General features: G+C 69.8%; 21 protein-coding genes and 1 riboswitch. Of the genes, 8 read left to right on the forward strand and 13 right to left on the reverse strand.

What is annotated here, in order from left to right:
- Window positions 1–340 precede the first annotated feature (340 nt).
- Together PGB34_RS11400 and PGB34_RS11405 are read left to right on the forward strand one after the other, a co-directional pair.
- On the forward strand, window positions 341–1,492 hold the full coding sequence (locus PGB34_RS11400; protein WP_271428192.1) for a hypothetical protein: 1,152 nt from the start codon (window positions 341–343) through the stop codon (window positions 1,490–1,492).
- A gap of 196 nt (window positions 1,493–1,688) precedes the next feature.
- Window positions 1,689–2,996: a hypothetical protein gene (locus PGB34_RS11405; protein WP_271428193.1), complete on the forward strand. Its 1,308-nt coding sequence runs from the start codon at window positions 1,689–1,691 to the stop codon at window positions 2,994–2,996.
- 91 nt (window positions 2,997–3,087) lie between these two features.
- Here PGB34_RS11405 and PGB34_RS11410 read toward each other — a convergent pair whose 3' ends face one another.
- The 4 genes from PGB34_RS11410 to PGB34_RS11425 all read right to left on the reverse strand — a co-directional run bounded on the left by PGB34_RS11410 (window position 3,088) and on the right by PGB34_RS11425 (window position 6,909).
- Window positions 3,088–4,080, reverse strand: a complete 993-nt coding sequence (locus PGB34_RS11410) for a Bug family tripartite tricarboxylate transporter substrate binding protein (RefSeq protein ID WP_271428194.1) — start codon at window positions 4,078–4,080, stop codon at window positions 3,088–3,090.
- Window positions 4,081–4,119: 39 nt separating this feature from the next.
- Window positions 4,120–5,001 carry an isocitrate lyase/PEP mutase family protein gene (locus PGB34_RS11415; RefSeq protein ID WP_271428195.1) on the reverse strand — a complete coding sequence of 294 codons (882 nt, stop codon included), beginning with the start codon at window positions 4,999–5,001 and terminating at the stop codon, window positions 4,120–4,122.
- An 82-nt stretch (window positions 5,002–5,083) separates the two neighbouring features.
- Window positions 5,084–5,632 carry a LeuD/DmdB family oxidoreductase small subunit gene (locus PGB34_RS11420; protein ID WP_271428196.1) on the reverse strand — a complete coding sequence of 183 codons (549 nt, stop codon included), beginning with the start codon at window positions 5,630–5,632 and terminating at the stop codon, window positions 5,084–5,086.
- Window positions 5,629–6,909, reverse strand: coding sequence for a 3-isopropylmalate dehydratase large subunit (locus PGB34_RS11425; RefSeq protein ID WP_271428197.1), 1,281 nt, complete (start codon window positions 6,907–6,909; stop codon window positions 5,629–5,631). Before PGB34_RS11425 ends, PGB34_RS11420 begins: the two co-directional genes overlap by 4 nt.
- A gap of 128 nt (window positions 6,910–7,037) precedes the next feature.
- Between PGB34_RS11425 and PGB34_RS11430 the strand changes: the two genes are divergently transcribed.
- On the forward strand, window positions 7,038–7,895 hold the full coding sequence (locus tag PGB34_RS11430) for an IclR family transcriptional regulator (RefSeq protein WP_271428198.1): 858 nt from the start codon (window positions 7,038–7,040) through the stop codon (window positions 7,893–7,895).
- 24 nt (window positions 7,896–7,919) lie between these two features.
- On the opposite strand, the gene PGB34_RS11435 is transcribed toward PGB34_RS11430, so the two are convergent.
- The 3 genes from PGB34_RS11435 to PGB34_RS11445 all read right to left on the reverse strand — a co-directional run bounded on the left by PGB34_RS11435 (window position 7,920) and on the right by PGB34_RS11445 (window position 9,869).
- Window positions 7,920–8,087, reverse strand: coding sequence for a hypothetical protein (locus PGB34_RS11435; RefSeq protein WP_271428199.1), 168 nt, complete (start codon window positions 8,085–8,087; stop codon window positions 7,920–7,922).
- A 91-nt stretch (window positions 8,088–8,178) separates the two neighbouring features.
- Window positions 8,179–9,399, reverse strand: coding sequence for an MFS transporter (locus tag PGB34_RS11440; protein ID WP_271428270.1), 1,221 nt, complete (start codon window positions 9,397–9,399; stop codon window positions 8,179–8,181).
- Between the two features lie 11 nt (window positions 9,400–9,410).
- Window positions 9,411–9,869 carry a RidA family protein gene (locus tag PGB34_RS11445; RefSeq protein WP_271428200.1) on the reverse strand — a complete coding sequence of 153 codons (459 nt, stop codon included), beginning with the start codon at window positions 9,867–9,869 and terminating at the stop codon, window positions 9,411–9,413.
- A 184-nt stretch (window positions 9,870–10,053) separates the two neighbouring features.
- Between PGB34_RS11445 and soxR the strand changes: the two genes are divergently transcribed.
- Window positions 10,054–10,518: a redox-sensitive transcriptional activator SoxR gene (soxR, locus tag PGB34_RS11450; protein WP_271428201.1), complete on the forward strand. Its 465-nt coding sequence runs from the start codon at window positions 10,054–10,056 to the stop codon at window positions 10,516–10,518.
- 51 nt (window positions 10,519–10,569) lie between these two features.
- Here the strand turns inward: soxR and thiC are convergent, their stop codons facing one another.
- The gene (gene thiC / locus PGB34_RS11455; RefSeq protein WP_271428202.1) at window positions 10,570–12,441 is read right to left on the reverse strand and encodes a phosphomethylpyrimidine synthase ThiC; all 1,872 of its coding nucleotides are present in this window, start codon (window positions 12,439–12,441) and stop codon (window positions 10,570–10,572) included.
- Window positions 12,442–12,546: 105 nt separating this feature from the next.
- A riboswitch (TPP riboswitch) is annotated at window positions 12,547–12,656 on the reverse strand.
- Window positions 12,657–12,765: 109 nt separating this feature from the next.
- Between thiC and PGB34_RS11460 the strand changes: the two genes are divergently transcribed.
- On the forward strand, window positions 12,766–14,175 hold the full coding sequence (locus PGB34_RS11460; protein ID WP_271428203.1) for an ethanolamine ammonia-lyase subunit EutB: 1,410 nt from the start codon (window positions 12,766–12,768) through the stop codon (window positions 14,173–14,175).
- Complete coding sequence (gene eutC, locus PGB34_RS11465) at window positions 14,172–14,966, forward strand: ethanolamine ammonia-lyase subunit EutC (protein ID WP_271428204.1); 795 nt, start codon at window positions 14,172–14,174, stop codon at window positions 14,964–14,966. The genes PGB34_RS11460 and eutC overlap by 4 nt, the downstream gene beginning before the upstream one ends.
- On the opposite strand, the gene PGB34_RS11470 is transcribed toward eutC, so the two are convergent.
- Together PGB34_RS11470 and PGB34_RS11475 are read right to left on the reverse strand one after the other, a co-directional pair.
- Window positions 14,967–15,650: an HAD family hydrolase gene (locus tag PGB34_RS11470; RefSeq protein WP_271428205.1), complete on the reverse strand. Its 684-nt coding sequence runs from the start codon at window positions 15,648–15,650 to the stop codon at window positions 14,967–14,969.
- Window positions 15,651–15,742: 92 nt separating this feature from the next.
- Window positions 15,743–16,663 (reverse strand): LysR family transcriptional regulator, encoded by a 921-nt coding sequence (locus PGB34_RS11475; protein ID WP_271428206.1) that lies wholly within the window; start codon window positions 16,661–16,663, stop codon window positions 15,743–15,745.
- Between the two features lie 171 nt (window positions 16,664–16,834).
- Between PGB34_RS11475 and PGB34_RS11480 the strand changes: the two genes are divergently transcribed.
- Together PGB34_RS11480 and PGB34_RS11485 are read left to right on the forward strand one after the other, a co-directional pair.
- On the forward strand, window positions 16,835–17,830 hold the full coding sequence (locus tag PGB34_RS11480) for a Bug family tripartite tricarboxylate transporter substrate binding protein (RefSeq protein WP_271428207.1): 996 nt from the start codon (window positions 16,835–16,837) through the stop codon (window positions 17,828–17,830).
- Between the two features lie 28 nt (window positions 17,831–17,858).
- Window positions 17,859–19,499 (forward strand): FAD-dependent oxidoreductase, encoded by a 1,641-nt coding sequence (locus PGB34_RS11485; RefSeq protein WP_271428208.1) that lies wholly within the window; start codon window positions 17,859–17,861, stop codon window positions 19,497–19,499.
- Between the two features lie 22 nt (window positions 19,500–19,521).
- On the opposite strand, the gene PGB34_RS11490 is transcribed toward PGB34_RS11485, so the two are convergent.
- From PGB34_RS11490 to PGB34_RS11500, 3 genes are read right to left on the reverse strand one after another with little or no spacing between them, the layout of a single operon-like run.
- Window positions 19,522–19,938 carry a YchJ family protein gene (locus PGB34_RS11490; RefSeq protein WP_271428209.1) on the reverse strand — a complete coding sequence of 139 codons (417 nt, stop codon included), beginning with the start codon at window positions 19,936–19,938 and terminating at the stop codon, window positions 19,522–19,524.
- Window positions 19,931–20,224 (reverse strand): hypothetical protein, encoded by a 294-nt coding sequence (locus tag PGB34_RS11495; protein ID WP_271428210.1) that lies wholly within the window; start codon window positions 20,222–20,224, stop codon window positions 19,931–19,933. The genes PGB34_RS11490 and PGB34_RS11495 overlap by 8 nt, the downstream gene beginning before the upstream one ends.
- 10 nt (window positions 20,225–20,234) lie before the next feature.
- Complete coding sequence (locus tag PGB34_RS11500) at window positions 20,235–21,365, reverse strand: acyl-CoA dehydrogenase family protein (RefSeq protein ID WP_271428211.1); 1,131 nt, start codon at window positions 21,363–21,365, stop codon at window positions 20,235–20,237.
- Between the last annotated feature and the right edge of the window lie 49 nt (window positions 21,366–21,414).

Below are 21,414 nucleotides of genomic sequence, written 5' to 3' on the forward strand. Positions count from 1 at the left end.
CGGCACGCGGCACGCTTCTTGCCCCTCGCACCCGGCGCAACAGCGCAAGGGACGGTCTCGCTCGCTCGCTCGAGTGAGCGGGTCCAGTCCGGTGTGACAAATTAGGACTAAAAAGGGGAGCAGTTACATGAAGCGACAAGTTTTGTCAGGCTGGCGGAGCGGGCCTGCGCGCCGTTGCCGGTCCGCCCTGGTGGGTGGTTTGATCATGCTGCTGAGCGCCTGCGGGGGTGGGGGCGGCGGGGGCTTCGGCGGCAGCGAGGGCAGCCCGGGTCTTGGCGGAGGCGGTGCAGGCGACCGGGAGGGCCAGAACGCCACGCCAATCCTGACAGCAACCTCCTATGTGGCAAGCGAGCAGAGCGACGCCGAGCGCTTCGACGCCTGCACCCATGATCCTGCCGTGGCCGTGGGCACGGGTGACACCGGCCGCCTGGCCGCGGGGCTGTCGGTGCATGCCGTGGAAGCCAACCAGGGCGTGGGCATCGCGCTGGCCAGCAAGGGCAACCTGCTGACCGACGCCGCGGCCCGGCCGGCGCCGCTGATCACGGACCGCCCGCTGAAGCTGCGTGCGCAATGGAAGCTCAAGGCCGGGTTTGCGCCGCGCGACATCGAAGGGCGGCTGGTCATCCGCAACGGCACCAGCGAATACGTGTTCCGGCAGACGCGCCGGGTCGAAGGCACGAGCAACTGGACGGCCAACTTCTTCTCATGGACCGTGCCGCGCTGCCTGGTCAGGGCCGAAACCGCGTGGGCCATCGGCTTCTACGACCTCACGACCAGCGGCCAGGCAGGCACGGGCCGGCTGCCTGCGACGGGCGTGACGCCGCTGGCGCCATGGTCCGACAAGATGGAGCTGAACGTCGTCTTCGTGCCCATCAACGCCACGCGCGGCGTGGGAGGCCAGACTTGTGTTTCCTACCTGGGCCAGGAAGCCTCGCACAACACCGACTTCAGCAACACCCAGATCCAGCAGGACCTCAAGGCCTACCTGATGTCCATCCTGCCGGTGCAGAACGTCAACATGGTCATGAAGCCCCCCATGGACGTCAGTTGGGGCGACGCCTGTGATAGCGACTGGCCGACCTTCACCGCCCTGCGCACCCTGCGCGCGCAGGAGGCCAAGGGCGACAACTGGTACTACCAGGGCCTGGTGCCCTTCGATCCGGGCTGGAGCGGCTATGCCGCGCTGGCGGACGACAGCCGCCAGGCCGACCGCACCAGTTGGGCCGAAGCCTGGGACTACCTGCCCATCCTGTCGGCGCATGAGCTGATCCACAACAACGGCCTGAGCCACCGCGACGGCAACATCACGGCCTGGGGCTGGGGGCCCTATGACGGCCCGTACCCGTGGGCGGGTCGTCCGTCCCTGGGCACGCTGAAGGATCCTGCGTCCTACCGCGACATCATGAATGCGGGCGCCAGCGGGACGATGTGGATCGACGTGGGGGCCTACAAGAGCGTGGCCCAGCGCGTGCGCACCCTGAGCAGTTGGTAAGCCGGGCGCTTCCTGCCCTTGCGGCCCGGCGCAACAGCGCAAGGTGGCCTTGCTGGCACGCCAAAGCGTCGGGGCGAAGCGATGTGAAAGATCACGACTAAAAAAGGGACAAACTCATATGAAGACACAGGCTTTGTCAGGCAGGCGGAGCGGGGCTGCGCGCCGTTGCCGATCGGCCCTGGTGGGTGGCTTGATCATGCTGGTGACCGCCTGCGGGGGCGGCGGTGGGGGTGGAGGCGGCGGCATCGCCCTGGGCCCCGTGGGCGGCGGCCCCGGTGGCGACAGCGCCCCGGCTCCCGCACAGACCGCCAGCGGCGGCAATGCCCCTGCCCCGACCACGCCCGGGACGCCAGCGGGCCCCGCGCAGGGCGACGCCCAGCGCTTTGAAGCCTGCACCCACGACCCGGCCGTGGCGGTGGGCAAAGGCGACGAAGGCACGCTGGCCTCGGGGCTGTCGGTGCTGGCGGTGGAAGGCAACCAGGGCGTGGGCATCACACTGGCCAGCAATGGCGCCGTGCTGACCGACGCCGCGGCCCGGCCGGCGCCGCTGATCACCGACCGGCCCCTGATGCTGCGCGCGCAATGGAAAAGCAGCGCCGAGTACGTGCCGCGCGACATCGAAGGGCGGCTGGTCATCCGCAACGGCAGCAGCGAATACGTGTTCCGGCAGACGCGCCGGGTCGAAGGCACGAGCAACTGGACGGCCAACTTCTTCTCATGGACCGTGCCGCGCTGCCTGGTCAGGGCCGAAACCGCCTGGGCCATCGGCTTCTACGACCTCACGACCAGCGGCCAGGCGGGCACGGGTCGGCTGCCTGCGACGGGCGTGACGCCGCTGGCCCCCTGGTCCGACAAGATGGAGCTGAACGTGGTCTTCGTGCCCATCAACGCCACGCGCGGCGTGGGAGGCCAGACTTGTGCGTCCTACCTGGGCCACGAGGCCTCGCACAACACCGACTTCGGCGACGCCCAGGTGCAGCAGGACCTGAAGGCCTACCTGATGTCCATGCTGCCGGTGCAGAACGTGAACATGGTCATGCACGCGCCTGTGGCTGCAAGCTGGGGCGATGCCTGCAACGACGACTCGGCCACCTTCACCGCCTTGCGCACCCTGCGCGCGCAGGAGGCCAAGGGCGACAACTGGTACTACCAGGGCCTGGTGCCCTTCGATCCGGGCTGGAGCGGCTATGCCCTGCGGGCGGACGACAGCCGCGACGCCGACCGCACCAGTTGGGTCGAGGCCTGGGACTACCTGCCCATCCTGTCCACGCACGAGCTGATCCACAACAACGGCCTGGGCCACCGCGACGGCAACATCACGGCCTGGGGCTGGGGCCCCTACGACGGCCCCTACCCGTGGGAAGGCCGTCCGTCCCTGGGCACGCTCAAGGATCCGCAGACCTACCGCGACATCATGAACACGTCCGCGGGCGGAGAGATGTGGATCGACGTGGAGGCCTACAACAGCGTGGCCCAGCGCGTGCGCACCCTGAGCAGTTGGTAGGCCGCACGGCCCGCGCCGCAATCGAAAAAGAAAGCTCCGGCGCCGCGCGGCGCCGGAGCTTTTTTTCTTGCGCTGACGGGTGCGCTGGCTGTCAGTCCAGCTTCAGGCCCACGTCCTGCGCGGCCTTGGGCAGCACGGCCAGCTCGCGCTGCAGCACTTGGGCAAAAGCCTCGGGCGTGTTGCCGCTGGCCGGCGCCACGCCGCCCAGGTCCAGCAGGCGCTGGCGGAAGGCCGGCTCGGCCGTGATCTTGGCGATCTTCTCGCCCAGCAGCTTGACCACGGGCGCGGGCGTCTTGGCCGGCGCCACCACGCCGAACCACACATCGAAGTCCACGCCGCCGGGCACGCCCTGCTCGGTCAGCGTGGGGATGGCGGGCCACAGCTCCGAGCGGCCCTGGCGCAGCTGGCCGATGGCCTTGAGCTTGCCCGACTGGATGAAGCTGCGCACGTCGCCCGTGCCCAGCAGGCCCCAGGCCACTTCATTGGCCATCAGCGCCTGCACCAGCGGCGCGCCGCCCTTGTAGGGCACATGGGTGAAGTTGCCGTTGGCGTGGCTGTTGACCGATTCCGAGGCCAGGTGCGAGAGCCCGCCCGCGCCGGCCGAGCCATAGGCCATGCCGCCCTTGCCGGCCTTCTTGCCGGCCTCCAGCAGTTCCTTGACGTTCTTGTAGGGCGACTTCTCGGGCACCACCAGCAGCAGCGGCGCCAGCGACACGCGCGAGATCGGCACGAAGTCTGTCGCCTGGAAGCCGGCCTTGCTGTAGATCACGGGGTTGATGGAGAGCATGCCCGTGAGCGTCATGGCCAGCGAATAGCCGTCGGGCCCGCCCTGCAGCACGTTGGTCATGGCGATGTTGCCGCCGGCGCCGGGCCGGTTCTCCACGATGACCGGCTGGCCCAGCTCTTCCTGCAGCCGGGGCTGCAGCGTGCGCGCGGCCACGTCGGTGGCGCCGCCGGCCGGGTAGGGCACGACGAGGCGGATCGGCTTGCTGGGGTAGCTGCCCTGCGCCAGTGCCGCCGCGCCCAGGCCAAGGGACAGAGCGCCCGTCATGACGATGCGGCCGATGAGAGAGAGGGTTCGCACGGTGTGGTCTCCGGTTGTTCTAGATGGGAAAGGTGAATCTCAATGCGCCCTGGCGGTTTCGTAGTGCGCCTGGCGCTCTTCCAGCGCATGCCAGCCGATCAGTTCCTTGAAGGCGGCCATGGTCGTCTGTTCGAAGGGCAGGTCCGCGAAGTCGCCCGAGCGGCGGCGCGCCAGTTCGGCCAGGTTGGCCTGCACTGCATGCACGGTCGTGAGCAGGCCCGCGATGGGGTAGGAGGCGAAGGCCGCCACGCTTTCGATCTGCGCGCGCGTGAGCGCCGTCATCCAGGTGCCGGCCATCAGCTGCAGCGACAGGCGCTTGCCGCAAGCCTCGCGCAGCTGCACCAGTTGCGCATGGCTGTTGAAGGTGCGCGAGATCGGCTGGATCAGGTCGGCGCCCGCCTCGGCATAGCGCGCGGCGCGCTCCAGCGCCTCGCCCGGGTCCATGGCGTCGGTGCGCGCGACGATCAGCAGGTCGGGGTCGGTGCGCGCATCCAGCGCGGCCTGGATGCGCGCGACGGCGTCAGCCACCGACACCAGCGTGGACGTGGTGGTGGCGGCCGGGCAGCGCTTGGGGCTGATCTGGTCCTCGATCTGCAGCGCCGCGGCGCCGGCCTTTTCGAATTCACGCACGGTGCGGCCCATGTTCAGCACGCTGCCGTAGCCGGTGTCCGCATCCACGAAGATGGGCTTGCGCACGACGTTGGCCATGCGGTTGACGGTGGCCACGTTCTCGCTGAGCGTGTACAGCTCCATGTCCGGCTGGCCCAGCAGCGCGGCCGAGATGCCGAAGCCGGTGCTGAAGATGCCGTCGAAGGGCGACTGGTCCACCAGCAGGGCCGACAGCGCGTCCTGCGCGCCGCCGAACCAGAGGGTGGAACCGTCGTTGATGCGCTGGCGCAGCGCCTGGCGGGATGAAGTCATGGCAAGTCTCCGAAGAAGGGATGAGGCGCCGCGCCGGCAGGGCGCGGCGCGGCCAGGGTCGGGGTTGAGGCAGGCAGCAGGCTCAGGCTGCCTTGGCCTGGTCCTGCGCCCGGGTCTGCGCCATGCGACGCTTGAGGTAGGGAATGAGGCCGCCGGCTTCGAGCATGCCGCGCTCCGAAGGCGCGAAGGGCTGCAGCGCCAGCGTCTTGCCCGTGCGCAGGTTCTTCACCTCGCTGCGCGCCCAGTCCACCGTCAGTTCGTCGCCGCGCGCCACGGCCGCGCGGATGCCCGGGCAGGTCACGAGCGGAAAGCCCATGCTCATCTCGCCGCGGAAGAAGCCCGGCGAGAAGGACTCGGCGATCACCGCCGAAATGCCCAGGTGCCGCATGGCGCGCATGGCCGGGTAGTGCGGGTGGCCGTAGCCGAAGTTCTCGCCGCCCACCAGCAGATCGCCCTTGCTCACGGTGGAGGCAAAGTCGCTCACATAGTCCGACATGGCCAGCGCGGCCAGTTCCTTCACGTCGGTGATCTTGATGTTGCGCACACCGACGATCAGGTCGATGTCGTAGTCGTCTTCCTCGAAGACCCAGGCCACGCGGCCACGCAGGTTCTGCAGGTTCGGCGGGCTCATGCGCCGGCTCCTTCGGCCGCGGCAGCCTGCGCGAGAAGGTAGGGCCGCGGATCGGCGATGCGCCCTTCGAGCGCAGATGCCGCCACCACCGCCGCATTGCAGATGTAGATCTCCGAATCCACGCTGCCCATCCGGCCGGGCGTGTTCAGCGTGCCGGTGGAGACCGCGCGCTGGCCGTCGCTCATGGTGGCGATGCGGCCGAAGCAGTAGTCGCAACTGGGCGAGCTGATGAAGGCGCCCGCCTCTACCAGCGTCTCGATCAGCCCTTCGCGCGCGGCCGCCGCCATGATGGCCCTGGAAGTGGGCACCACATGCAGCTGGAAGCCCGGCTGGATGCGCCGCCCGCGCAGCACATCGGCCGCGATGCGCAGGTCTTCCAGCCGGCCGCTGGCGCAGGAGCCCAGGTAGCCGGTGTGCACTTCCACATGGGTGTAGTCCTTGAGGTCGCGCGTGTTGGCCGGGCTGGGCGGCACCACCACGATGGGCTCCAGATCGGAGATGTCGATCTTCACCACGCGTTCGTACACGGCATCGGCATCGGGGTAGACCGGCTCCAGCGCCACCTTGGCGCGGCCCTTCACGTAGTCCAGCGTCTTGGCGTCGGGCGCGATCAGCATGGTGGTGGCGCCCAGGAACATCGCCTGGCCGCACAGCACCTGCCGGCCTTCGATGCTCATCGCGTCGATCACCGGGCCGCAAAGCTCCACCACCTTGAAGCGGCAGGAGGCCGGGCCCATCACGCGCACCATGTGGTGGAACACGTCGCGCGCCATCACGCCGGGCTGCAGCGTGCCCGTGAGTTCGACCTTGATGGTGGCCGGCACGGTCAGGGTGAGGGTCTCGGTGGCGAAGGCTTCCACCACGCCCTTGCGCGCGCCGAAGGCGAAGGTGCCAAAAGCGCCCAACTGGCTCACATGGCCATCGAAGTGCACGGCGAAGGCGCCCGGCGTGGCGTAGCCCATCTCGGCCGAGACCTGGTGGCCGATGCCCTCGCGCTCGACCACCGGCACGCCCTGCTCCCTGCCCCAGGCGCGGGTGATCTTGTGCAGCTCTTCTTCCTTGGGCGCGGTGGCCGGCACCATGTGGTCGATGAAGAGCACGAAGCGCTCGGGGCTGGAGACCTTCTCGACGCCGAAGTCCTCGCGCGTTTCCTTGAAGAACACGTCGGTGTAGCCGGGAAAGTCATAGCTGATCACGAAGTCCGGGCGGGCCGTGATCTCGTCACCGGGCGACACGCGGGCCAGGCCCGAAGCGCGCGCCAGGATCTTTTCAGTCATCGTCTGGGGCATCTGCAAATCCGTTCCATCAACTTCCACCATGTGGTTGTTGATAAATCCTCATGCAGCCAATTACATTGGAGCCAGAGACAGGATCGCTCAGGAACAACCCGAGTTACTGCCACACTGTGGAAACTAAACGCAAAGCCCGCGCCGCCGCCAAGGCCGCCCCAACCCCGACCGAAACCGCCGCCCGCACCGGCACCCAGAGCATCGAAAGAGTGGTGGGCATGCTGCGCGTGGTGGCCTCGCGCGGGCGCCGCGGCATGCGCATTGCCGATGTGGTGAGCGTCAGCGGCCTGCCCATGTCCACCTGCTTTCGCATGCTGCAGCGGCTGGAGCTGGAGGGGCTGGTGGTGCGCGATGCCATGACGCGCAAGTACCACCTGGGCCCGCTGCTGTACGAGCTGGGCCTGCTGGCGCAGCCGCGCTACCGCTTGGCCGAGTTGTGCGAACAGGCCATGCACACCATCGCCGAACAGACGCAGGACACGGTCTACCTCAGCGAGCGGCGCGGCGCCGAATCCATCTGCACCAGCCGCGCGCTGGGCGACTATCCGATCCAGGCGCTAACGCTGGACGTGGGCATCCGCCGCCCCATGGGCGTGGGCGCGGGCGGCCTGGCCATCCTGGCCGGTCTGCCCGAATCAGAGGCGGCGCAGATCGTGGCCGCCAACAGCACGCGCTATGCGCGCTTCGGCGCCTTCGAGCCCGAATTCCTGCATGCTGCCCTGGCCCAGGCCCGCACGCAGGGCTACGCCTTTCTGGACAACGCGGCCACCCCCGGCACGGGCGCCGTGGGCGTGGCCTTTCCGCCCGACAACCCCATTGCCGCGATCAGCGTGGCGGCCATCTCCAGCCGCCTGGGGCCGGAGCGCAGGGCCGAAGTCGCGCGCATCCTTCAGCAGCAGGTGCGCGGCATCTGCGCACTGCTGCAGGCGCAGGGCGCAGGCACGCCCGCCCCTGCAGCAGTGCGCAAACGCTAGAAGGCGTTCGAGATCGGTCTTGCCCTACGCGGGGCGGTGCAGTTGCGCGTCCAGCGCGCGCGTGCCCGCCGCCAGCGCGGCTTCGTAGCTGTCACAGCCTTCTTCGGCCCGACGCGCCACCCGCACCGGCGCGCCGCGCGCGTCCGTCTGCATCAAAACCCACAGGAAGACACCGGGCTGGGGCTCTTCCACGGAAAGTTGAAGAGGTTCGTGGTTCATCATTTCATGCTGCGCGCGGCCCCGCCCCCCTCGTGTCAGCCGATGTCGCATGAATGCCCAGGTATTACCCTGACTGCTGCTCCACCCCCTGGCCCGCAGCCAGGCGCCGGTCGTGCCACAGCACCGCGGCAGCCAGCAACACCAGCGCGGCGCCCAGCGCACAGCAGGCCGGCCAGCCGCCCTGCCGCCAGGCCGCCGCACCCAGGGCCGAACCGGCCGACGCCCCGAGGAAGTAGGTGCTCATGTAGACGGCGTTGATGCGCGAGCGCGCCTGCGGCGCCAGCGCATAGATCACGCTCTGGTTGCTGATGTGCACGCCGGGCAGGCCCATGTCGACCAGCAGGAAGCCCAGCACGAACCAGCCCAGATGCTGGCCACCGAGCGCCAGCGCGCCCCAGCCCAGCAAGAGCAGCAGCACCGACACCGCCGTGGTGACATTGCCCCAGCCGCGGTCGGCCAGCCGTCCGGCCAGGCTGGCCACCAGCGCTCCCGCCACGCCCACCAGCCCGATCAGGCCGATGGCCTTGTCGTCGAGCCCGTGCGCCGGCCCGCCCAGCAGCAGGGCCATGGTCGAGAACAGCACGCTGACCGAGCCGAAGCTCAGCGCCCCCAGCAATGCACGGCTGCGCAGCCGCGGGTGCTGGCGCGCCAGCCGGCCCAGCGACCACAGGGCCTGGCCATAGCGCACGGGCTGCGGGTTGCGCGAGCGCGGCAGCACGAAGAACAGGGCTGCGGCCAGCAGCAGCATGGCCAGCGCCGACACCCGGTAGACCAGGCTCCAGCCGCCCACGCTCGACAACAGCCCCGCCACGCTGCGCGCCGCCAGGATGCCCGTGAGCAACCCGCTCATCAGCAACCCGACCGCGCGGCCGCTGCGCGCGGGGTCGGACAGCGTGGCGGCCATGGGCACCAGGATCTGCGCCGCCACCGAGAACAGGCCCGTGATGGCCGTGCCCGCCACCAGCATCGCAAAGCCCTGCGCCCAGCCACTGAGCATCAGGCCCACGGCTGCCAGCCCCATCAGGCTCACGGCCAGGCGGCGGCGCTCCAGCAGATCGCCCAGCGGCACCAGCAGCACCAGCCCCAGCGCATAGGCCAGCTGTGCCAGCGTGACGGTGGATGCGGCGGCCGCGTCCGTCACGCCCAGGCCCTGTGCGATGGAGTGCAGCAGCGGCTGGTTGAAGTAGTTGCTGCCGGCGCACAAGCCCGCGGCCACGGCCATCAGCAGCAATGCGCCATCGCTCAGAAAACCCGCGCCCACGCGGCCATCGGCCGCCGCCGTCATGCGCGCGCCGCTCACGACAGGCGCGCCGCGAAGCCGCCGGCCGGCGACGGCGCCAGCGGCACCGCGGCCATGGCGTCGATCTCGAACAGCATGCCGTCCAGCGCCAGCCGCGGCACCGGGATCAGCGTGCAGGCCGGCGTGGGCAAGGCGCCCCACAGCGCCTTCAGCGCACCCGAGACGCTGGCCAGGCGCGCCTGGCTGTGGTCCACGACCAGCAGCGTGAGCTTGAGCACATGCTCGGGCCCGGCCCCCGCCGCCGCCAGTGCGAGCTGCAGGTTCCAGAGGGCCTGCGCCACCTGCGCATCGAAATCATCGGGCAGCCGGCCGCCAGCGTCTTCGCCGCCCTGCCCGGCCACATGCACCAGCCGCAGCGCGCCTTCGGCCATCGCCACGTGCGAGTAGCCATTGGGCGCGGGGTCATACAGGCCTGGCGGGTTGATGAAGCGGTGCATGGGGACGGGGGTGGACATGGTCTGTGGCTGTGCCTGCGCATCGCCGCGCCATGCACGGGCACGCGGCCCCTGGGGTCTGGCCTGCGGGCGAAAGGGAAGGCGGGGGAAGTACATGGCGCCAAGTATCAAACCTCAACCATAATTGAGGTCAAGCACCTGTTTCGCTTTTTCTTCTTCGCCCGCGTTCACGCCCTCTGCGCCCATGTCCATCGACCACCGCATGCCCGCCCGCTTCGACGCGCCGGCCGAACTCAGCGTGGGCCAGTTGGCCGCGCGCAGCGGCGTGGCGGTGTCGGCCCTGCATTTCTACGAGGCGCGCGGGCTGATCCATTCGGTGCGCAGCGCGGGCAACCAGCGGCGCTACCCGCGCGCCATGCTGCGCCGCGTGGCCGTGATCAAGGTGGCCCAGCGCGTGGGCGTGCCGCTGGCCGCCATCGGACAGGCACTGCAGGCCCTGCCCGAAGGCCGCACGCCCACGGCGGCGGACTGGCGGCGCCTGTCGGCCCGCTGGCGCGCGGAACTCGACGCGCGCATCCACGCGCTCACCCAACTGCGCGACCAGCTCGACGGCTGCATCGGCTGCGGCTGCCTGTCGATCAAGGCCTGCCCGCTGCGCAATGCGCAGGATGCGCTCGCACAAACGGGCCCTGGGCCGCATTTCGAATAGCACCCCCCAAGCGGCTTCGCTGCGCCGACCGGGCTGGGTGCAGGTCGCCGATCAGGCCGGCTGGATCGGGACGTACAGCTCCCCGCCCGCAGCCTTGAACTCGGCCGACTTGGCCTGCATGCCCGCGGCGGCGAACTCGCGCACGTCCTGCGTGATCTTCATCGAGCAGAACTTGGGGCCACACATGGAGCAGAAATGCGCCTCCTTGCTCGAGTCCTTGGGCAGGGTCTCGTCATGGAAATCGCGCGCCGTCTCCGGGTCCAGCGCGAGGTTGAACTGGTCGTTCCAGCGGAACTCGAAGCGGGCCTTGCTGATGGCGTCGTCGCGCACGCGTGCGCCCGGGTGGCCCTTGGCGACGTCGGCCGCATGGGCCGCGATCTTGTACGCGATGATCCCCTGCTTCACGTCCTCGCGGTCGGGCAGGCCCAGGTGCTCCTTGGGCGTCACGTAGCACAGCATGGCGGTGCCCATCCAGCCAATCATGGCCGCGCCGATGGCCGAGGCGATGTGGTCGTAGCCGGGCGCGATGTCGATGGTCAGCGGCCCCAGCGTGTAGAACGGCGCCTCGTGGCAGTGCTTCAACTGCTCGTGCATGTTGGCCTGGATCATGTGCATGGGCACATGGCCCGGCCCTTCGATCATGGTCTGCACGTCGTGCTTCCAGGCGATGCGCGTGAGCTCGCCCAAGGTGCGCAGCTCGGCGAACTGGGCTTCGTCGTTGGCATCGGCGCCGCTGCCGGGGCGCAGGCCGTCGCCCAGCGAGAAGCTCACGTCGTAGGCCTTCATGATCTCGCAGATCTCTTCGAAGTGCGTGTAGAGGAAGCTTTCCTGGTGGTGCGCGATGCACCACTTGGCCATGATGGAGCCGCCGCGGCTGACGATGCCCGTGCGCCGGTTGGCCGTGAGGTGGATGAAGGGCAGCCGCACGCCGGCATGGATGGTGAAGTAGTCCACGCCCTGCTCGGCCTGCTCGATCAGCGTGTCGCGGTAGATGGCCCAGCTCAGGTCCTCGGCCACGCCGCCCACCTTCTCGAGTGCCTGGTAGATGGGCACGGTGCCGATGGGAACCGGTGAATTGCGCACGATCCAGTCGCGCGTGGTGTGGATGTTGCGGCCCGTGCTCAGATCCATCACGTTGTCGGCGCCCCAGCGGATGGCCCACACCAGCTTTTCCACCTCCTCCTCGATGCTCGAGGTGACGGCCGAGTTGCCGATGTTGGCGTTGATCTTCACGAGGAAGTTGCGCCCGATGGCCATGGGCTCCACCTCGGGGTGGTTGATGTTGGCCGGGATGATGGCGCGCCCGCGCGCCACTTCGTCGCGCACGAACTCTGGTGTGATCGGGCCGGAAGGCAGGGCCGCGCCCAGGCCATTGCCGCGCAGCCGCTGCTCGCGCTGCGCGTCGGCCAGGTACTCGGCCATCCATTCGCGCCGGCCGTTTTCACGCAGCGCCACGTATTCCATCTCGGGCGTGACGATGCCGCGGCGCGCGTAGTGCATCTGCGTGACATTGGCGCCGGCCCTGGCGCGGCGCGGCAGGCGCTGCAGGCCCGCGGCCTCGGCGCGCAGCGCGGCGATGCGCGCAGCCGACAGGTCCTCGTGCTTCACGCCGTCGTCCAGCGCCTGGTGCAGGCGGCCCGCATAGGGCTCGGTGTCGGCGCGCGCGGCGATCCACGGCGTGCGCACCCCGGGCAGGCCGCAGCGCACGTCGATGGCCACGGCCGGATCGGTGTAGGGGCCCGAGGTGTCGTACAGGTGAACGCGCTCGCCGTTGGAGAGCAGCACTTCGCGCAGCGGCACGCGCACATCCGGCCGCGAGCCCTCGATGTAGGTCTTTGTGGAAGCGGGGAAGGGTTCGCGCGTGCGCGCCAGCAGCGCGGCGAAATCGGGGCTGGCGTGGACGGCTTTGTCAGGGGCATTCATGCGGGCAATCTCCTTGAAGGTGGATGGATTGCTCCGCGTCGTGCCCGTGGGTGAACCCGGACGCACCCCATCCACACAAAAAAGGCGGAGGGACGCACGCCGGCCCACAGGCACTGCAGCTCTTCTTACGCTGGTACTAACCAGATCAAGTTCGCGGTTCCGGCGGTCAGGTCCGCCGTCTCAGCACGCCATTACGTGCACCCCGGAGCGAGGCGGATTCTAGGGAATGCGCTCCGCCCTTCAAGCCCCCGCGCCCATCGCTGCACATGAGCCCTGGCGCGCACGCCACTTGCATGCGCACAATGTCACGACGCCACGCCCACCATGCGCTACCGCCACACCCACGCCCACAGCACCTGGCAGTTCGACGACCTTCGCACGCTGATGGCCAAGGCCACGCCCGCGCGATCGGGCGACGTGCTGGCCGGCGTGGCCGCCGCCAGCGCGGTGGAGCGCATGGCCGCGCGCATGGCGCTGGCCGACGTGCCGCTGCGCCAGTTCCTGAACGAGGCGCTGGTGCCCTACGAAGAGGACGAGGTCACGCGCCTGGTCATCGACACGCACGATGCAGCCGCCTTCGCGCCCATTGCGCACCTCACGGTGGGCGACTGGCGCGACTGGCTTCTTTCGGAGACCGCCGACACGGCCATGCTGGCGCGCATCGCGCCCGGCGTGACGCCCGAGATGGCCGCCGCCGTGAGCAAGCTGATGCGCAACCAGGACCTGATCCTCGTGGCGCGCAAGTGCCAGGTGCTCACGCGCTTTCGCAACACGCTGGGCCTGCCGGGCCACCTGGCCGTGCGGCTGCAGCCCAACCACCCCACCGACGACCTGCGCGGCATCGCGGCCTCCATGGTCGATGGCCTGCTCTATGGCGCGGGCGACGCGGTGATCGGCATCAACCCCGCCACCGACAGCCTTCCCGCGCTCACGCGGCTGGTGCACATGCAGGATGAACTGATCGCGCGGCTGGGCATTCCCACGCAATCCTGCGTGCTGACCCATGTGACGAACACGCTGCAGATGATCGGGCAGGGCGCGCCGGTGGACCTGGTGTTCCAGTCGGTGGCCGGCACCGAAAAAGCCAACACCAGCTTCGGCATCAGCCTGGCGCTGCTGCGCGAGGCGCACGAGGCGGCGCTGTCCCTCAGGCGCGGCACGCTGGGCGACAACGTGATGTACTTCGAGACCGGCCAGGGCAGCGCGCTGTCGGCCGGCGCGCACCACGGCCTGGACCAGCAGACCTGCGAGGCACGCGCCTATGCGGTGGCGCGCGCCTTTCGCCCGCTGCTGACCAACACCGTGGTGGGCTTCATCGGCCCCGAGTACTTGTACGACGGCAAGCAGATCATCCGCGCGGGCCTGGAAGACCACTTCTGCGGCAAGCTGATGGGCCTGCCGCTGGGCTGCGACGTCTGCTACACCAACCATGCCGAAGCCGATTCGGACGACATGGACACGCTGATGACCCTGCTGGCCACGGCGGGCCTGACCTTCATGATGGGTGTGCCCGGCGCCGACGACATCATGCTCAACTACCAGAGCACCTCCTTTCACGACGCGCTGTACCTGCGCGAGCTGCTGGGACTGCGCCGCGCGCCCGAGTTCGAGGCCTGGCTCGCGCGCATGCAGCTGAGCGACGCGCAGGGCCGCATCGCGCCCGTGACGGCGCAGCACCCCGCGCTGGCCCGCATGCGGCAACTGGGCCTGGGCGGGCCCGCATCCGCACCATGATCCACGCCGACCCCTGGGACGACCTGCGCGCCTACACCGCCGCCCGGCTGGCCCTGGGCCGCGCGGGCGCCAGCCTGCCCACGACCGAGCTGCTGCGCTTTGGCTTTGCCCATGCGCAGGCGCGCGATGCGGTGCATCTGCCGCTGGAGGCGCGGGCGCTGGCCGATGCGCTTGCGGCCGATGGCTTGCCAACGTTGCAGGTCCACAGCGCCGCGCCCGACCGCGCGGCCTACCTGCTGCGCCCCGACCTGGGCCGGCGCCTGGACGACGCGAGCGTGCAGCGCCTGCGCGATGCCGCCGGGCCCGACCCGGTGGCGGGCTGCGACCTGCTGCTGGTGGCCGGTGATGGCCTGTCGTCGCTGGCCGTGGCGCGCCATGCGCAGCCGCTGATCGCGGCCATCCGCGCGAGCCGGCCGGCCGACTGGACGCTGGGGCCGGTGGTCATCGCGCAGCAGGCCCGCGTGGCGCTGGCCGACGAGGTGGGCGCCCTGCTGGGCGCGCGGCTGGTGGCCATGCTGATCGGCGAGCGGCCCGGCCTGAGTTCACCCGACAGCCTGGGCCTGTACCTGACCTGGAAGCCCGCCGTGGGCTGCCACGATGCGCAGCGCAACTGCATCTCCAACATCCGCGCCGACGGCCTGCGGCCCGAAGCCGCGGCCGCCCGCTTCTGGTGGCTGGCGCAGGAGGCGCGCCGCCTGCAGCTCACGGGCGTGGGCCTGAAAGACCGCAGCGAAGGCGAACTTTTGACGGCCGCCGCGCCGCCGCCCTCGGCGCTGCCGGGCCAGGCGTGATCAGGGCCGCCAGGCAGCCAGCACCGCGGGTAGCTGTGCCATGTCGCTGAACAGGTGCTGCACGCCGATCTCACGCATGGCCTGGGCGCTGCTGTGACCGGGGCCGCCCGGGCAGTAGCCAAAAACGGTGGCGCCCGCGCGCAGGCCGGCCATCGCGCCGGTCACCGAATCCTCCACCACGGCGCAGCGCTGTGCGTCCACACCCAGCGCCAGCGCCGCGGCCAGGTACACGTCGGGCCAGGGCTTGCTGCGCGGCGTTTCATGGCCGCTGAAGACGCGGCCTTCGAACAGCGCGCTCAGGCCCACCTTGGCCAGTTGCAGCTCGACCTTGTGCCGGTCTGCCCCCGAGGCGCAGGCGATGCGCCCGCCCGTGGCCGCGTGCACCGCGCGCACGCCCTCCACGGCGCCAGGCACGGCCAGCAGGTCGCGCTCCAGCGCTTCGTTGCGGCGGGCCCAGAAGCTTTTCAGCCATTCGGGCGTGATCCTGAAGCCGGTGCGGGCCTCGATCAGCGCCGCTTCGTCCTTCACCGCCTTGCCCACGAAGATGGCCATGCACTCCTCATGGCTCAACTGCCAGCCCAGCTCGCCCAGCATCTGCACCAGCACGCCGTGGGTGATGGGTTCGGAATCGACGAGCACGCCGTCGCAGTCGAAAAGGATGGCGTCGAAGGGAAGGTCAGTCATCGAAAAGGAAAAAGCAGTGAGCAGCGAAGAAGCGCGAAGGCCCGCATCATCGGCCATCGCGCGCGCGGCTGCCGCCGGCCGCGCGCAAGACCTCACACGGCCGATGCGCGCGGGCCCAGCGGCCGGGCCTGGATCGCACGCAGTTCCTCGGCCGCCAGCGCCATGAAGCGCTGGCCCAGCGTGGACAGCGGCCGGTGGATGTTGCTCACGCGCAGGATCGGAAAGCGCGGTGCCCTGGGCAAGGCCACCAGGGCCAGCCCTTCGGGGCGGAAGGCGCGCGCGGAAAGGTCGTCGACGAAGGCCACGCCCGCCCCGTGGGCCGCCATGGCGCAGGCCGCATAGCCCGAGCGCACTTCCACGCCGCGGCGCCGATGGATGTTGCGCTCACTGAGCCAGCCGTCGATCACGCGGCTTTGCGGCGCCTCGGGGCTGTAGAGCACCAGCCGCTCGCGCAACGCCGCGGAAAGGTCGAAGCGCCTGGCTGCCAGCAGCGCATGGCCGGGCGGCAGCGCGCACCACAGGCGCCACTGGCCGAATTCGCGCACGTCCAGAACCGGATGGTCCAGCGGCGCGCTGGAGATGGCCAGGTCGGCCTCCTCGGCCACCAGCAGCTTCACGATCTCGCGCGTGGGCAGGGCCTCGAAGGCGATCTGCGCATTCGGGAACTGCTGCATCACGCGCGCGATGGTGCGTGGCACCAGTTCCAGCGCCGTGTTGGCGCTGGCCAGCACGCGCAAGGTGGCATGCGCGCCAAAGCGCAGGTTGGCCGCCACGTCCTGCACGTGGCGCACGCCGCGGTAGACCTTCTCGACCTCGGCTTCCAGCGTGTAGGCCTCGGGCGTGGCCACCAGGCGGCCGCTGCTGCGCACGAACAGCGACACGCCCAGCTGCAGTTCCAGATGCCGGATCAGCCGGCTCACGCCCGGCTGCGACACGTGCAGCAGCCTGGCCGCATGGGTGATGGAGCCCGTGCTCATCACGGCGCGGAAGACTTCGATCTGCCTCAGGTTCACGGGAAACGCACTCCACAGGGCATGGCCAGAACACATTCTCTCCTGATGCAGACGAGACATAACACGGAGGCATGCCCTTGCGACGCCTTGGTATTGGCGCGGCCAGCGACCGGCTCCTAGCATTCCTGCATTCGTCCCGCCCCGAGGACGAGTTCCGACGGAGACACACACATGCACGCAACTTCACGGCGCCGCTGGCTCATCCGGTCCGCCGCCCTGGCCCTGCTGACGGCGAGCCTGCCCATTGCCGGCGCGCACGCGGCCGAAGCCTTCCCCACCAAGCCCATCACCATGGTCGTCGGCTTTGCGGCCGGCGGCTCGGCCGACATCCTGGCCCGCCTGCTGGGCGAAAGCATGGGCAAGACGCTGGGCCAGCCCATCGTGATCGACAACCGCCCCGGCGCAGGCGGCACCATCGCCAACAGCTTCGTGGCCGGAGCACCGGCCGACGGCCACACGCTGCTGTTCGTCACCAGCGGCTTCCCGGGCGCGGCGGCGCTGTACCCCAGGCTCAAGTACGACAACCAGAAGAGCTTCGCGCCCGTGGCGCTTGTGGGGCAGTCGCCGGTGGTCGTGGTGGTGCCGGCCAGCTCGCCCGTCAGGGACTTCAAGTCGCTGCTGGAAGCCGCACGCAAGGCTCCGGGCAAGATCAACTATTCGGCCGGTGGTGGCGGCGCCACCACCACCGCGCTGGCAGCGGAGTTCCTCAAGAACGACGCCAAGGTGGACATGCAGATGATCCCGTACAAGGGCTCGGGGCCTGCGCTCACTGCGCTGCTCTCGGGCGAGGTCGATGCGGGCTTCGACATTCCCTCCAGCGCCCTGCCCTACATCCAGGCCGGCAAGCTGCGCGCACTGGCCGTGACCACGGCGCAGCGCGCCCCGGTGCTGCCCGAGGTGCCCACCGTGGCCGAGCTGGCCGTGCCCCGGTTCGAGGTGACGGGCTGGTTCGGCGTGCTGGCGCCCGCAGGCACGCCCCCGGCGGTGGTGCAGCGCCTGCACAAGGAGGTGAATGCCGCGCTCCGGCAAAGCGCGGTGGCTGAGCGCCTGAAGTCGCTGGGCGTGGAGCCCGGCAAGGCCAGCAGCGCCGACTTCGCCCAACTGATCGGCACGGAGACCCAACGCTACGGCGAGGCCATCCGGCGCCTGGGCCTGACGCCCGACTGAAGAAACCCGCACGAGGACCGCCTTGCCCATGAATTCCTGCGAACTGCAAGCCGACCTGGTCGTGATCGGCGGCGGTCTCGGCGGCATTGCCGCCGCCCTGGCCGCCTTGCGCCTGGGAGCGCGCGTGATCCTGGCCGAGGAACTGGACTGGCTGGGTGGCCAGCTCACGGCCCAGGGCGTGCCGCCCGACGAACATCCGTGGATCGAGCATCTGAGCGGCTCGCACAGCTACGCGGAACTGCGCCGTGGCATCCGCCAGTACTACCGCGACTGCTTCCCGCTGACGGCGCAGGCGCGGCTGAACCTGCGGCTGAACCCCGGCCAGGGCAACGTGAGCAGCCTGTGCCACGAGCCCTGGGTGGCAGTGAAGGTCATCGACCAGATGCTGGCCCCGCACGAGGCCGCGGGCCAGCTCACGGTGCTGCGCGAGCACCGCCTGCAGTCGGTGGAAACGGACGGAGACCAGGTGCAGGCCATGCACGTGCTGGACCTGCGAGAGAACCGCCTGTGCGTACTGCAGGCGCCGATGTTCATCGACGCCACCGAGACCGGCGACGTGCTGGAGCGTGCCGGCGTGGAGCATGTGTTCGGCGCCGAATCGCAGGCACAGACGCAGGAGCCGCGCGCGCTGGCTGAAGCCGACCCCTTCGACCAGCAGGCCGTGACCTGGTGCCTGGCGGCCGACTACCTGCCCGGCGAAGACCACACCATCGAGCGCCCGCGCGACTACGAGCGCCTGCGCACGCTACAGCTGGACTGCTGGCCCGGCCCGCAGCTGAGCTGGACGCTGAGCGACTTCGTGACGCACGCGCCGCGCGAGCGGCCGCTCTTCGTGGGCCCGACCGAGGCCGAAACGCTCTACGACCTGTGGCACGCCCGACGCATCGCCTGGCGCCAGAACTTCCAGCCCGGCAGCTACGCCAGCGACATCACCTTGGCCAACTGGCCGCAGATGGATTACTGGGAGCGGCCCCTCATCGGCGTGGGCCCGCAGGAACAGCAGGCCGCACTGCAGGGCGCGCGCGACATCAGCCTGGCCTTCTTCTACTGGATGCAGACCGAGGCGCCACGCCACGACGGCGGCTGGGGCTACCCGGGTCTGCGCCTGCGCGGCGACGTGCTGGGCACCGCGGACGGGCTGGCCAAGCAGGTCTACTACCGCGAGGGGCGGCGCATCCAGGCCGAGTTCACGGTGTGCGAGCAGCACATCGGCGTGCAGGCGCGCGCGGGCTTCGACGCGGCCGAGCACTTCGACGACAGCGTGGGCATCGGCGCCTACCGCATCGACCTGCACCCGAGCACGCGCGGGCGCAACACGGTGGACATCGATGCCTACCCCTTCCAGATCCCGCTGGGCGCGCTGCTGCCCGTGCGCGTGCGCAACCTGCTGCCGGCCTGCAAGAACATCGGCAGCACGCGCATCACCAACGGCGCCTACCGCGAACATGCCACCGAATGGAGCATCGGCGAAGCCGCGGGCTTTCTGGCAGCCTTTGCGCTGCAGCGCCAGCAGCCGCCGCGCGCGGTGCGTGCCTCGGCCGAACTGCTGGCGGACTTCCAGCGGCTGCTGCGCAGCCAGGGCGTGCTGCTCGAGTGGCCGCGCTTCGGCGCGCTCACGCCCACGCGGCGCGTGGGCTACCAGTTCGACGCCGGCAAGGCCGGCCGATGAGCAGCGGACGCGCCCGCACGCTTCAGAACAGCTCGCCGTCCACGTAGTACCAGCGCCCATCGTCCTCGCGCACGAAGCGGCTGCGTTCGTGGAGGCGGTGCGCGCGGCCCGAGGCGTCGCGCGAGCGCGCCACAAACTCCACCTGCGCATGGGTGGCGTCTTGCACGCTGTGTTGGCGCACCTCCAGGCCCAGCCACTTCGCGCCTGCGTCAAAGCTCAGCTCGGCCGGCCGATGGCTGGCCGCCCAGGTGGCCAGCAGGTAGTCGGCGCGTTCGCGCACGAAGGCCGTGTAGCGCGATCGCATAAGCGATTCGGCGTCGGGGGCCGGGCTGTGCGCGAAGTCCTCAACGTAGCGGCCACAGCACTGCGCATAGGCCAATGGCTTGCGGCGCGCGTCGGTGCGCCCGCAGGGGCAGGGGCCGGCAGCGGGTTCAGCCATGCTTGTCGGAAAAGCCGGGGGAAGGCACATCCGCCTGCATCACACGCTCGGCGATCCAGGCCTTGAACTGGCTTTCGGCCTGCTGGCGAAAGGCGTTGCGCGCCGCATTGCAGGCACCGTGCGCCAGCCGGCGGTGCGACTGCTTGCGCACGCTGCCCAAAGTGGCGTCGTTCAGGTGCTCGATGGTGGCCGATTCGGGTCGGCCCGCGGGCTCGTCGAAGTCCATCGGCAGCGCGCACCAGTGGCACAGCGGGCCGAAGGTGGCGCGAAGCGCCTTGACGCTCATCGTCGAACCCTCATGCCAGCGCCCGCGTGATCAGCAGCTTCTGGATGTCCGAGGTGCCTTCGTAGATCTGGCACACGCGCACGTCGCGATAAATGCGCTCCAGCGGGAAGTCGTTCACGTAGCCATAGCCACCCAGGGTCTGGATGGCGGCGCTGCACACGCGCTCGGCCATCTCGCTGGCAAAGAGCTTGGCCATGGCCGCTTCCTTCAGGCAGGGCCGGCCCGCGTCGCGCAGCGCGGCGGCATGCCAGATCAGCTGGCGCGCAGCCTCGATCTGCGTGGCGCAGTCGGCCAGCCTGAAGCCCACGGCCTGCTGGTCGAAGATGGGGCCGCCGAAGGCCGTGCGCTCCTTGGCGTAGTTCACCGCGAACTCGAAGGCGCTGCGGGCCATGCCCACGCTTTGCGCCGCGATGCCGATGCGCCCGCCCTCGAGCGCGCCGAGCGCGATCTTGTAGCCCTCGCCTTCCGCACCGATGAGGTTCTCGGCCGGGATGCGGCAATCGTCGAACTGGATCAGCGCGGTGTCGCTGGAATGCTGACCCAGCTTGTCTTCCAGCCGTGCCACGACGTAGCCCGGCGCATCGGTGGGCACGAGAAAGGCGCTCATGCCCTTCTTGCCCGCGGCCTTGTCGGTCATCGCGATGACGATGGCCACCTGGCCGTTCTTGCCGCTGGTGATGAACTGCTTGGTGCCGTTGATGACGTAGCCGTCTGCATCCTTCGCCGCCGTGGTGCGCAGGCTGGACGCATCGCTGCCGGCCTGCGGCTCGGTCAGGCAGAAGGCGCCGAGCATCCGGCCCTGCGCCAGCGGCTGCAGCCACTGCTTTTTCTGCTGCGCGTTGCCATAGCGCATGAGGATGGCGTTGACCGGGCAGTTGGTCACGCTGATGGCAGTGCTGGTGCCGCCATCGCCGGCCGCGATCTCTTCGAGCACCAGCGCCAGCGTGAGGTAGTCCAGGCCCGCGCCGCCGTCTTCCTCCGGCACGCAGATGCCGTAGGCGCCCAGCGCGGCCAGGCCTTCGTGCGCGGCTTTGGGAAAGTGGTGCTCGCGGTCCCATTGCGCGGCATGGGGCCACAGCTCGGCCTGGGCAAATTCGCGCACGGCGTCGCGGATGGCTTCCTGGTCAGGGGTCAGCAGCATGGTTGTCTTGTCTCCGGGGATGTTCCGTGCGGGCGCTTTTTTTCTCTCG

The sequence above is a fragment of the Xenophilus arseniciresistens genome (assembly GCF_028023875.1).
Lineage (GTDB): Bacteria > Pseudomonadota > Gammaproteobacteria > Burkholderiales > Burkholderiaceae_C > Xenophilus > Xenophilus arseniciresistens.